The sequence below is a fragment of the Bradyrhizobium sp. SK17 genome, assembly GCF_002831585.1.
Lineage (GTDB): Bacteria > Pseudomonadota > Alphaproteobacteria > Rhizobiales > Xanthobacteraceae > Bradyrhizobium.
Window position 1 is genome coordinate 2,111,336 of sequence record NZ_CP025113.1, and the last position, 12,249, is coordinate 2,123,584.

Consider the following 12,249-nt stretch of genomic DNA (forward strand, 5'->3'; position numbering starts at 1 on the left):
CCCTGTCAGTTAACAAGCCGCCCGGGAGGCGCAGATCAGGCTTCCTTGAAGCGATAGCCGACGCCGTACAGCGTCTCGATCATCTCGAAGTCGTCGTCGACCACCTTGAACTTCTTGCGCAGCCGCTTGATGTGGCTGTCGATGGTGCGGTCGTCGACATAGACCTGGTCGTCATAGGCCGCGTCCATCAGCGCGTTGCGGCTCTTCACCACGCCGGGGCGGGTGGCGAGTGCCTGTAGGATCAGGAATTCGGTCACGGTCAGCGTCACCGGCTCGTTCTTCCAGGTGCAGGTGTGGCGCTCCGGGTCCATGCGCAGCAGGCCGCGATCGAGCGCGCGTGCGTCCGGCTCCTTCGGCGCGGCGGCCGGATCCTTCGGCTGGCCGCGGCGGAGCACGGCCTTGACGCGTTCGACCAGCAGGCGCTGCGAGAACGGCTTGCGGATGAAATCGTCGGCGCCCATTTTCAGGCCGAACAATTCGTCGATCTCTTCATCCTTCGAGGTGAGGAAGATCACCGGCAGGTCCGACTTCTGGCGCAGCCGGCGCAGCGTCTCCATGCCGTCCATGCGCGGCATCTTGATATCGAGGATCGCGAGATCGGGCGGCGACGTGCGAAATCCATCCAGCGCCGACGCACCATCCGTGTAGGTCATGATGCGATAGCCTTCGGCTTCGAGCGCGATCGACACCGAAGTGAGAATGTTGCGGTCGTCGTCGACCAAGGCGATTGTGGGCATGAGCTGCTTTCACAATGAGAGTGGCTTAAACGGCGGGCACTTTGGCGACGCGCCGTGGAAATGGGCTTCGAACGCGGTCAACGAGCAATGCAAGCTGGGCTGAAGTGTGACCGAGTTCCGCAAAAAATACGTTTCTGCGACCCACGCGATGGACCCCATATACCACCCTGAGACCATGAAAACAGGCCCTTTTTTCGTCTGGAACCGGCCCATTTCGCCCTCAAAATGACCCGATAGGCCCATGCAACCGACCGCCGACTTCGACCCCGCCCGCCTTGCCCGATCGCTGCTCCGCCGCAGCCGCCAGGGTGCGCTCGCCACGCTGATGGCCGGTTCGGGCGATCCGTATTGCTCCCTGGTCAACCTGGCCAGCCACCCCGATGGCTCCCCGATCCTGCTGATTTCGCGGCTGGCGCTGCACACCAGGAACATCCTGGCCGACGCCAGGGTGTCGCTGATGCTGGACGAGCACGCCGAGGGCGACCCGCTGGAGGGCGCCCGGATCATGCTCGGCGGCCAGGCGGAGGAGGTCACCGAGGCAGAGCGGGAGCTGGTCCGCCGGCGCTACCTTGCTGCCCAGCCGTCGGCGGAAGCCTTTGTAGAATTTAAGGATTTTTCGTTCTTCGTGATTCGGCCGCGCGGCACCCATCTGGTCGCCGGGTTCGGCCGCATCGTCGACCTGACGCCGGCGCAGTTGCTGACCGATCTCTCTGGCGCCGAAGCGCTGCTGGAGGCCGAGGGCGGCGCGGTGGCACATATGAATGAGGATCACCGCGACGCCATGAATCTCTACGCCACCCGCCTGCTCGGCGCGGAAAGCGCCGATTGGCTCTGCACCGGTTGCGATCCGGAGGGCATGGACCTGCAAGCCGGCCGGGACACGCTGCGGCTCACCTTCCCCGATCGTGTCAGCAACGGCACCGAGTTGCGCAAGATGCTGGTCCGGCTCGCCGGCGAGGCGCGCGCCAAGGTCTAGGCGCCTTCGACGAGGCATCGTGTCGCACGACCGCCGCGCTCGGTTGCCGGTACCGGGATTGCTCTGCTTCTGACAGCGCGATCATTTGGTGTGTGTGTGCGTCATCGCTGAGTGGGCCTGAGGCGCGTGCCAGCATTTCCGGCACTGCTGCAAAGGAGAAGCGCCGGGATTGCGATCTCCGAACAATGGTGATGTGCGGGTGGCGGTTTGATTGCGTTATCATCGATTGTCAGGGCAGCGATCGTCTCGCCTGCGAACGCGCGTGGGCGTCGCGGAACATTCGTCGCCGCCGCGCATTGAAGCTGCCCGATAGCGGACGAGATGCTCGCACAGCAATGCCACATCAACTCGCGGCGGCTTATCTCAACGACACATCTTCAACGCGAAATGCATACCCGGCATTCTGTGCCTTGCGGAGCAGGGGCGCGCGTCGATCGCTGGCACTCTTTGTGCATTGCAAAGCCTTGTTCGCAGCGGGAAAGACGGCGAAACGCCGTCCGACCGTGGGGAAAACAATGCGAAAACGAAACCAAAGCGAAAGCGTTTCGCGCTGCGGTATTTGCGCCCGATGACGGACACGTCTTGGAATAAACCAAAAGCCGACCGACTGGCTTGGCAAGCCCGGCGATCCCCACTATTAGGTCGCCGGACCGGGGCCGAGAGGCTATATTCCGACGACGGTCATCACCGCGACGGGGCGCGACTAGCGACATTCGCGCGAACAAGGATACGCGGGTTCGAGGAGGTTCTTCGTGCAAGAGACGGGCGTGCATAACGGTGCCTTTGGCGCCGACAAATTCGGCTTAAAAAATCTCAAGGGCGTGCATTGGAACTACGGTGCGCCGCAGCTCTATGAGCATGCGCTGCGCAACGGTGAAGCGGTGCTGTCGGCCGATGGCGCGTTGTGCGCTGACACCGGCGAGTTCACCGGTCGCAGCCCGAAGGACAAGTTCACGGTCCGCGACGGCCTGACCGACAAGAGCATGTGGTGGGCCGGCAACCAGTCGATCACCTCGGAGCAGTTCGCGACGCTCCATGCCGACTTCCTCAAGCATGCCGAAGGCATGACGCTGTTCGCGCAGGATCTCTATGGCGGCGCCGATCCGACGCATCGCATCAAGACGCGCGTCTTCACCGAGCTGGCCTGGCACTCGCTGTTCATCCGCACGCTGCTCATTCGCCCCGAGACCTCGGAGCTCGCGGGCTTCGTGCCGGAGCTCACGATCATCGATCTGCCGAGCTTCCGCGCCGATCCGAAACGCCACGGCTGCAAGTCGGAGAACGTCGTCGCGATCGATTTCGCCCGCAAGATCGTCCTGATCGGCGGGTCTTATTATGCCGGCGAAATGAAGAAGAGCGTGTTCACCACGCTGAACTTCTACCTGCCCGAGAAGGGCGTGATGCCGATGCACTGCTCGGCCAATGTCGGCCCCGACGGCGACACCGCGATCTTCTTCGGCCTGTCCGGCACCGGCAAGACCACGCTCTCCGCCGATCCGAAGCGCACGCTGATCGGCGATGACGAGCACGGCTGGAGCGCGGACGGCGTCTTCAATTTCGAAGGCGGCTGCTACGCCAAGTGCATCAAGCTGTCGGGCGAAGCCGAACCGGAGATCTATGCCGCCAGCAAGCGCTTCGGCGCGGTGCTGGAGAACGTCGTGCTCGGCGCCAATGACCGCGTGCCGGATTTCGACGACGGCTCGAAGACCGAGAACACCCGCTCGGCCTATCCGCTCGATTTCATCCCGAACGCCTCGCGCACCGGCCGCGCGCCGCATCCGAAGAACGTGGTGATGCTCGCCGCCGACGCCTTCGGCGTGATGCCGCCGATCGCCAAGCTGACGCCGGCGCAAGCGATGTATCACTTCCTGTCCGGCTACACCGCGAAGGTCGCGGGCACCGAGCGTGGTCTCGGCAACGAGCCGCAGCCGGAATTCTCGACCTGTTTCGGTTCGCCGTTCCTGCCGCGCGATCCGTCGGTCTACGGCAATCTGCTGCGTGAGTTGATCGCCAAGCACAATGTCGATTGCTGGCTGGTCAACACCGGCTGGACCGGCGGCAAGTACGGCACCGGCCGCCGCATGCCGATCAAGGTGACGCGCGCGCTGCTGACCGCGGCGCTGAACGGCTCGCTCCGCAACGCCGACTTCCGCACCGACAAGTATTTCGGCTTCGCGGTGCCGACCTCGCTGCCGGGCGTCGAGCCGCACATCCTCGACCCGATCAAGACCTGGGCCGACAAGGCCGAGTTCGACAAGACCGCGCGTGCGCTGGTCGGCATGTTCCAGAAGAACTTCGCCAAGTTCGAAGCGCAGGTCGACGCCGACGTCCGCGCCGCCGCGCCGGAAGTGAAGCTGGCCGCGGAGTAGGCTGCGCAAGCGTTACGCGATTGCAAAAGGCGGCCCTGGTGGCCGCCTTTTTTTGCTTCCCGCAAGAAAGCACATGCTGTGCGACCGTCACCCTGAGGAGCCGCGCGAGCGGCGTCTCGAAGGGCGACAGAGCGCCACTGTGGCCGTACATCCTTCGAGACGCGCTACGCGCTCCTCAGGATGACGGGCAGAGAGCTGTGTGCGCTCGGCCGCTCGCTATTCGCCGATCTCCGGCAGCACGGCATTGCTCGGCGTCTGCCGGTCGGTGATCTGCAAGCCGAACAGGCTGCCGATCAATTCGACCGCGACGCGCGCGGTGCGGCCGCGCTCGTCGAGGAACGGATTGAGCTCGACGATATCGAGCGAGCGCACCAATCCGGAATCGTGCAGCAGCTCCATGATGAGATGCGCTTCGCGATAGGTCGCGCCGCCGGGCACCGTGGTGCCGACGCCGGGCGCGATGTCGGGATCGAGGAAGTCGACATCGAACGAGACATGCAGCACGCCGTTCTTGGCCTTGACGCGTTCGATGACGCGGCGGGTCAGCACCGCGACGCCGAACTCGTCGATCTGGCGCATATCCGCGATCGAGACGTTGCGTTGCCGCAGCAGCTTGCGCTCCAGCGGGTCGACCGACCGGGTGCCGATCAGCGCGAGCTGGTCGGATGGGATCGAGGCGCGCGGCAATCCGCCGAGCAGATCGTCCAGGCCGTCCTCGCCGCACAGGAAGGCCGCCGACATGCCGTGCATGTTGCCGGTGATGGTGGTCGCCGGCGTGTTGTAGTCGGCATGCGCATCGACCCACAGCGCGAACAGCGGCCGGCCCTTCTCCTGCCAGTAGCGCGCGACGCCGTTGATCGATCCCATCGACAGCGAATGGTCGCCGCCCATGAAGATCGGGATCGCGCCGGAATGCGCCAGCCAGTAGGCGCGCTCGGACAGCGCGCGGGTCCAGGTCTTCACCTCGTCGTAGAAGCGGGTGTTGGCCGGCACCGGGCCGTCGGCGACGACGGCCGGGATCGCCAGATTGCCGTGGTCGTCAACGTGGAAGTCGAGCTGCTCGAGCAGGCGCGCGATGCCCGCGGTGCGCAGTGCGTCCGGTCCCATCAGCGGGCCGGCCTGCGATGCGCCGATCTCGATGGGAACGCCCAGCAGCGCGATGCGCTGAGGTCTGGAATTGTCGGCTTCGGGCATGCGGCGGACTCCCAAGGCGTGGAACAGAAGCGACGCGCCAATGTTCCCTCAACGCCCGAAATAGGCAATCCGCTGGTAACAGAGCAATGTGGATATTTGGCTACGCTTTGCCCACCCTACGCTTCGAGACGATCTAGGCCTTGAAGTAGGCGATCTGCGTCGTGGTCGCGAGCAGGCGGCCGGACGACGACCACAATTCGCCGTTCTGGTCGCCATAGCTCTTGTGAAAGGTCTTGGCGTCGGCGACCGCGAGCACGCGGGTGGTATCCTCGGTGTCGAGGTCGGCCGCGTCGACGTGGAAGTAGGTGGTCAGCGACACCGTGCCGAACGGCACCAGTTCGTGCCGGGCGTGAAACACGCGGCCGAAGAAGGCGTCCGACATCGACATCAGCGACAGCGCGTCGAGCTTGCGCGGCACGCGGTCGGCGATCCAGAGCTTCGAGTACGCGCTCGACGGCTGCTTCGCCGCGCCGCCGCCGAACTTCGGCTCGCCCTCGGCGAAGCGGAAATCGTACTGGTTGGCCCAGGTCATCGCGAGCTTCGGATAGGGCCGAAGTTGCTCGAACGGTGCGGCGCCCGGAAATTGCGCCGGCTGGTGCGACCACGAGGGGCGGCGCTCGGCGAACACGGCGGTCGCCAGCGTCGAGACCTCGCCGCCGCCTTGCGTCAGCTCGACCGACCAGTGCTGGCTGGAGCGGTTGCCGCGCACCAGGCGGACGTCGAGATCGAACACGCCCTCGGCGACCGGCGCGCAGTAATTCACGGTCAGCGCCAGCGGATCGCCCGCCCGCTGCGGATGCTGCATCAGCGCCCGCAGGATGGTCGCAGCGGTGCAGCCGCCGAACGGGCCGACGAATGCCCAGTAGTCCGGGCTGGTCCGCCCCTGCCAGCGGCTGTCGCCGGCGGTGACGGTCGTTGCTTCGTCGAACAAGTGCGGGAGCTTGGAGAGCATGCAATTCCTTGGATCGTAAAAGATGCGCCGCCGTCATTGCGAGCGAAGCGAAGCAATCCAACGCGCCGCATATGCGGATGGGTGGATTGCTTCGTCGCCTCGCTCCTCGCAATGACGGCGTGACTTCGCAACCAATATCGCGAGCTGGCGCGTGGAATTCAATGACGTTGGACGTAATCGATTTCCGCGTCCCGGTATTACCCCTTCGCCTCGCGCTGCGCACCGAGCTGCGGCGACGCGGTTGGATGCACCGGCACGTGCCAGATGTCCTCGGCATATTCGCGGATGGTGCGGTCGGAGGAGAACCACGCCATGCGCGCCACGTTGAGGATCGAGGCGCGGGTCCAGGCCGGCGGCACCTGCCAGCGGGCATCGATGCCGCGTTGCGCGTCGTAGTAGGAATCGAAATCCGCCGAGACCATGTAGTGGTCGAGATAGCGCAGCGCGTGCCCGATCGAGGCGAAGCGCGCGGCGTCGCCCGGCGAGAATTCGCCACTCTCGATGGCGCGGATCGCGCGCTCCAATCGCGGCGATTTGCGGATTACGTCAGAGGCATCGAGCCCCTGCTTGCGGCGGACCATGACGTCGCCGGCCTCGAGGCCGAAGATCGCGATGTTCTCGGGCCCGACCGCGTCGCGGATCTCGATATTGGCGCCGTCGAGCGTGCCGATGGTCAGCGCGCCGTTCAGCGCGAGCTTCATGTTGCCGGTGCCGGAGGCTTCCATGCCAGCGGTCGAGATCTGCTCGGACAGATCGGCGGCCGGAATGATCACCTCGGCGAGGCTGACATTGTAGTCGGCCAGGAACACCACCTTCAGCTTGCCGCCGAGCGAGGCGTCATTGTTGACCATTTCGGCAACGTCGTTGATCAGTTTGATGATCAGCTTGGCGTAGCGATAGCTCGCCGCCGCCTTGCCGGCGAAGATCTTGACCCGCGGCACCCAGTTCGCGGCCGGGTCGTCCTTCATCGCGTGATAGAGCGCGATCGTCTCCAGGATGTTGAGCAGCTGCCGCTTGTATTCATGGATGCGCTTGATCTGCACGTCGAACAGCGCCGACGGATCGACCTTGACGTTGTTGCGCTCGCCGATCAGCCGCGCCAGCGCCAGCTTGTTGTGATGCTTGACGTCGCGGAACCGGCTCTGGAATGCGAGGTCGCTGGAATGCGCCTCGAGCCGATCGAGCAGCGAGAAGTCGTCGAGCACGGCCTCGCCGCAGGTCTCGCGCAGCAGCGCGGTCAGCCGCGGATTGGCCAGCATCAGCCAGCGGCGGAAGGTGATGCCGTTGGTCTTGTTGGTGATGCGCTGGGGATAGAGATGATGCAAGTCGTGGAACACGGTCTCCTTCATCAAATCGGAATGCATCGCCGACACGCCGTTGATGCGATGCGAGCCGACGAAGGCGAGCTGGCCCATGCGCACGCGGCGGCCGCTCTTCTCGTCGATCAGCGAGACCGAGGCGCGATACTCGATGTCGCCGGGGAAGCGCTCCTCGGCAAGCGCCAGATGCGCCACGTTGATGCGGTAGATGATCTCGAGATGCCGCGGCAGCAGCCGCTCGAACAACTCGACCGGCCAGGTCTCGAGCGCTTCCGGCAGCAGCGTGTGGTTGGTGTAGGACAGCGTCGCGACGGTGATCTTCCAGGCCTCGTCCCAGCGGAAATTGTGCAGGTCGACCAGGATGCGCATCAGCTCGGTGACCGCGAGGCTCGGATGGGTGTCGTTGAGCTGCACGGCCGCCTTCTGCGCGAGGTTGCGCAGGCCGCCGTCGGAGGCGAGATGCCGGTTCACCAGATCCTGCAACGAGGCCGAGACGAAGAAATACTCCTGGCGCAGCCGCAGCTCGCGGCCCGCCGCGCTCTCGTCGTTCGGGTAGAGGAATTTGCAGATCGCCTCGGCGCGCGCCTGCTCGGCGCTGGCCGAGACGTAGTCGCCTGAGTTGAAGACGTCGAGCTTGAGCGGGTCGGGCGCATGCGCCGACCACAGCCGCAGTGCGTTGACGTGCTGGCCGCGCCAGCCGACGATCGGCGTGTCGTAGGCCATCGCCTCGACGGTTTCGGAAGGATGCCAGATGGCGCGGTCGCGGCCGCGCTCGTCGACATGCTCGACGGTGCCGCCGAAATGGACGTTGTAGACCACCTCCGGCCGCTGGAACTCCCAGGGGTTGCCGAACGCCAGCCACTCATCGGGATATTCCTGCTGCCAGCCCTGGTTCATGATCTGGCGGAACAGGCCGAAATCGTAGCGGATGCCGTAGCCGGTGGCGGGGATCGCCAGCGTCGCCATGCTCTCCATGAAGCAGGCCGCGAGCCGCCCGAGGCCGCCATTGCCGAGCGCCGCGTCCGGCTCGCATTTGCGCAGGTCCGACAGATCGACGCCGAGGTCGCCGAGCGCGGCCTCGAACAGCGGCAGCAATCCCATATTGTTCAGCGCGTCGGTGAACAGGCGGCCGATCAGGAATTCCAGCGAGAGATAATAGACGCGCTTGGCGCCGGCGTCGTAGGTCTGCTTCTCGGCCGTCAGCCAGTGATGCACGATGCGGTCGCGCAGCGCCAGCGCCGCCGCCTTGTACCAGTCGCGCCGGGTCGCCACGGTGGCGTCCTTGCCGATCGCAAGCCGGAGCTTGGCCAGGATCGCGCCCTTGATCTCGCTTAGCGCCAGCTCGTCAACCGGCTGATTCAAGGCCGGATAGTTTGTTTGTTCCTGCAACGCGCCAATCCCCGCCGTTCAGACTCTACGCAATGATACGCGCGTTGCGCTGCAATCGAAACCGTCGAGAGCCGTTGCGCACTGCACTTGCCGTGATTTTATGCAAGGACCGGGCCGATTTCAGGCATTCGAACCTGCCGCTTGCGGTGCTATCATCGGCTGCGAACGCCGAGATTTTGCGACAGTTTTTGCGGAGCAAGCGTGATGAGACTGCTGATCGAGATCGCCGCCGCGGCGCTGTTCGTGATCTGCATCACCGCCACCAGTGCAGCGTTTGCCGCCGGCAAGACCGGCCGCAGCGCCGACGGCCTGACCTGCGGCTTCAGCGTTTCGCAGAATGCATCGCCGGCCGCGCGCTGCGCCGCCATCAAGCGGCAATGCGGCGGCAAGTTTGGCGCGAACGCGTGTGGCGACAAACTGCTGTCGGCCGCGAATTGAACGATCGCGCAACGTGTCTTCACGCGCGCTCGGGAACACCGTGGTGATACGGATTTGCAAGGCTTAACGAGTTCTTTACAACCGCACCTGTCGCTCGTGGGGCGGGCACATTTTTGAGCTCCGACGCATTTCATTCCGAAGCAATTTTCGGCGGGCCGCTGACAGCGTCAGCGGCCCGTATGCTTTTGGGGCAGATTATGCGAGCGATCAGGCGTTCCTCTTGTGGGGCGAAGGCAGTCACCGCAATTCGTCGCCCCGGCGCAGGCCGGGGCCCATAACCACAGCCGTCAGAGAAGATGGGACAGGTCGCTCCACTCCGGATTGTCTTGCTCGATCAGGCGAACCTTCCAGTCACGGCGCCATTCCTTCAGCGCCTTTTCGCGTGCAATCGCCTCCTGTGGTGAAGCGTAGGTCTCGACGTAAACCAGTCGCGTGACGCCGTACTTCTTGACGAACTGTGAGCCGCGTCCGGAGCGATGGAGTGTAAGCCGATTGCGAAGATCATTGCTGACGCCGATGTAGAGCGTTCCGTGGCGGCGGCTCGCAAGGATGTAGACGTAATAGACTGCGGCATCCATTCCAGGGCACCGATCACGTGAACTGTCCGACAGCGGTGGTTATGGGGCCCCGGCCTTCGCCGGGGCGACGCGCCGTTGATGACAATAGAACGAATTAAGAACACTTTAGCAAGTCTTTGATATATCATTATGATTCGGCGCTGTGCCGATACAATATCTAGGGTCTCCCAGCTTCCGCGAGGACTACATGTCCACCATCGCCTTCGATCAGTTCGCTCTCACCCGCATCGCGGACTTTGCCCGCTCGCTGTCGCGGCTGCATTTGGCCTCGCGCCGCCAGGCGATCGACGACGACCAGCTCGATCGCGAGTTCAACGCGGTCTGCATGTCGATCTGGGGCTACACCACGGACGATTTCAGCGACGATCTGTTCTCGCTCGAGGACCACGCCTGGCTCGACTCGCTCGACGAGGCGCATGCGCGCCTGTTCGCCGCCGAGCAGGGTTATGACCTGGTCGACGACCACGGCATGCTGACCGATTGGTGGGGCTATTGCTGGATGATCCTCGCCGAGAAGCGCGGCATCCTCAATCCGGAGAACCGTGCCGCCGCGCGCGCTGCGATCGAGGAGAAATACCTGGCGGCGCCGAACGTGATCGGCGTGATCGTGGCGCGCTGACACTGCTGACGTGACGGCCTGCGCCGTCAGTTCGCGTCGGCCCGCTTGCCCGACTTTGCCGTGTTGCCCTTCGGCACGACGGTGGACGGCGCGACATCGCGGCTGGTTTCCGGCAGCGGCGCATCGCCTGCGAGCTCGGCGCTGACCGGCGCGACCTTCATTTCGCCGAGCCGCGCGCGCACCGCCGCGGTCAATCCGGGATAGGAGGCGACCGGCGTGAAATCGAACGATTGCTCATTGCCGACGCGGATGCCGGTATAGGCGACGAGGCCGTCGGTGGTCGCGATCACGTCGCCGGCTTTCAGCGAGGCATCGAGCGCGAGGTCGACCGGCGCGAGCCCGGCAGGGTCGCGGCCGTTGCAGGTGCAGTCGGCGCGCAGCGCCTTGCGATAGGCGAAGGCGTTTTCGCTGTCGGCGTAACGCTCGCCGGTGCTCGATGCGGAGCTGTCGATATGGCTGCCGTAATACACCTTGGTCGCGCTCGCCGGGCAGAATGCCTGGCAGAGCTGCGCCGGCGTCGCGTTGCCGCGCATCGTCAGCGGAAAATACTTGCCGTCGCAGCTGCGCACGCAATAGGCCGGTCCGGAACCGGCCACGCGGGGTGCCGAGACGGGCGCGGACGGCTGTCGTTCCGGCTGCTGGTTGAGGCCGAACGGGTCGGCGAAGAAATTGGCCTGCGGCGGAGCCTGCCGGCCCTGCTGCTTCGGGGCACCGCCAAAGAAGAAGTCGAACAGCCCTTCGGCCGAGACGGGTGCGGGGAGGACCACGACGGAACCCGCAAACGCTGCGGCGGCAAGCATCACGCGGCGCCGCATGCGCCGATCATTGAACTTTGTACGCAACGCCAACTCCACCCGACGCGCCACGCCGCGGCGATGAATGCCCCGGCGGTTTCACCTTAAGACGGGATGGTAAACGAGCGATTGATTGCGCGTGACCGCGTCACAAGAAGAAGTCGACGTCGCGCGGACTTCTCTGCACCTCGCCCCGCAAGAACGGGGCGAGGGAGACGAGAGACCGTCAGTCCTTCAGGAACTCGCCGGCCTTGTACAGCGCGCGGAACTGCAACCCGGCTTCGGAGAAGGTCTCGGTCGCGCCTTCCTCGCGGTCGACCATGGTGAAGACCAGCGCGATCTCGCCGCCGGCTTCGCGTACGGCTTCCGCTGCCTTCAGCGCCGAGCCGCCGGTCGTGGTGACGTCCTCGACGATCACGATCCGCTTGCCGACCAGCGTCTCGCCCTTGGCGAGCCCTTCGACCGACAATCGCGCGCCGTGCTCCTTCGGCTTCTTACGCACGAAGAAGGCGGCGATCGGATGGCCCTTCAGCCAGGACAGCTGTGCGATCGCGCCGGCGAGCGGCACCGCGCCCATCTCGAGCCCGCCGACGAAATCGAGCCTGTCGTCCTTCAGCGCCTCATAGGTGAGCTCGGCGAGCAGCGCGGCGCCCTCGGGATCGAGCATCGTCGGCTTCAGGTTGAAATAGAAGTCGCTCTTGCGGCCCGACGCCAAGGTGATCTCGCCGCGGCCGAACGAGCGCTTGCGGATGATCTCGGCGAGGCGGGCGCGGGAGGCTGATTTGGACAAAGGCTTTTTCCCTTGGGGGTTTGAGGCGGCCGGCAATCTATCGGCGGTCACCGGCACATTCCAGCGTGGAAACCGGGCCGTCAACAGTGCCTGT

Annotated in this window: 11 protein-coding genes; 4 read left to right on the forward strand and 7 right to left on the reverse strand. The window is 64.8% G+C overall.

All coding sequences use genetic code 11. The features are described 5' to 3' along the window. Window positions 1-35: 35 nt before the first annotated feature. On the reverse strand, window positions 36-737 hold the full coding sequence (locus tag CWS35_RS09905; protein ID WP_024578921.1) for a response regulator transcription factor: 702 nt from the start codon (window positions 735-737) through the stop codon (window positions 36-38). Window positions 738-978: 241 nt separating this feature from the next. Between CWS35_RS09905 and CWS35_RS09910 the strand changes: the two genes are divergently transcribed. Together CWS35_RS09910 and CWS35_RS09915 are read left to right on the forward strand one after the other, a co-directional pair. Then, window positions 979-1,713, forward strand: coding sequence for a HugZ family protein (locus tag CWS35_RS09910; RefSeq protein ID WP_100951788.1), 735 nt, complete (start codon window positions 979-981; stop codon window positions 1,711-1,713). A 752-nt stretch (window positions 1,714-2,465) separates the two neighbouring features. Beyond that, a complete protein-coding gene (locus CWS35_RS09915; protein ID WP_100951789.1) occupies window positions 2,466-4,082 on the forward strand; it encodes a phosphoenolpyruvate carboxykinase in 1,617 nt (538 codons plus the stop codon). 216 nt (window positions 4,083-4,298) lie between these two features. Here the strand turns inward: CWS35_RS09915 and rocF are convergent, their stop codons facing one another. The 3 genes from rocF to CWS35_RS09930 form a co-directional block, all read right to left on the reverse strand. Continuing rightward, window positions 4,299-5,276, reverse strand: coding sequence for an arginase (rocF, locus tag CWS35_RS09920; protein WP_100951790.1), 978 nt, complete (start codon window positions 5,274-5,276; stop codon window positions 4,299-4,301). 133 nt (window positions 5,277-5,409) lie between these two features. Next, window positions 5,410-6,228 (reverse strand): acyl-CoA thioesterase II, encoded by an 819-nt coding sequence (locus CWS35_RS09925; RefSeq protein ID WP_100951791.1) that lies wholly within the window; start codon window positions 6,226-6,228, stop codon window positions 5,410-5,412. Window positions 6,229-6,425: 197 nt separating this feature from the next. Continuing rightward, window positions 6,426-8,945 (reverse strand): glycogen/starch/alpha-glucan phosphorylase, encoded by a 2,520-nt coding sequence (locus tag CWS35_RS09930; protein ID WP_024578926.1) that lies wholly within the window; start codon window positions 8,943-8,945, stop codon window positions 6,426-6,428. Between the two features lie 195 nt (window positions 8,946-9,140). Between CWS35_RS09930 and CWS35_RS09935 the strand changes: the two genes are divergently transcribed. After that, window positions 9,141-9,374 carry a hypothetical protein gene (locus CWS35_RS09935; protein ID WP_100951792.1) on the forward strand — a complete coding sequence of 78 codons (234 nt, stop codon included), beginning with the start codon at window positions 9,141-9,143 and terminating at the stop codon, window positions 9,372-9,374. Window positions 9,375-9,661: 287 nt separating this feature from the next. Here the strand turns inward: CWS35_RS09935 and CWS35_RS09940 are convergent, their stop codons facing one another. After that, entirely contained in the window at window positions 9,662-9,952 is a 291-nt protein-coding gene (locus tag CWS35_RS09940; protein ID WP_024578928.1) for a GIY-YIG nuclease family protein, read from the reverse strand. Between the two features lie 187 nt (window positions 9,953-10,139). Between CWS35_RS09940 and CWS35_RS09945 the strand changes: the two genes are divergently transcribed. Beyond that, window positions 10,140-10,571, forward strand: a complete 432-nt coding sequence (locus CWS35_RS09945) for a hypothetical protein (RefSeq protein WP_024578929.1) — start codon at window positions 10,140-10,142, stop codon at window positions 10,569-10,571. A 26-nt stretch (window positions 10,572-10,597) separates the two neighbouring features. Here the strand turns inward: CWS35_RS09945 and CWS35_RS09950 are convergent, their stop codons facing one another. Further along, window positions 10,598-11,386, reverse strand: coding sequence for a DUF2865 domain-containing protein (locus CWS35_RS09950; protein WP_100951793.1), 789 nt, complete (start codon window positions 11,384-11,386; stop codon window positions 10,598-10,600). Window positions 11,387-11,591: 205 nt separating this feature from the next. Continuing rightward, a complete protein-coding gene (gene pyrE / locus CWS35_RS09955) occupies window positions 11,592-12,155 on the reverse strand; it encodes an orotate phosphoribosyltransferase (RefSeq protein ID WP_024578931.1) in 564 nt (187 codons plus the stop codon). Between the last annotated feature and the right edge of the window lie 94 nt (window positions 12,156-12,249).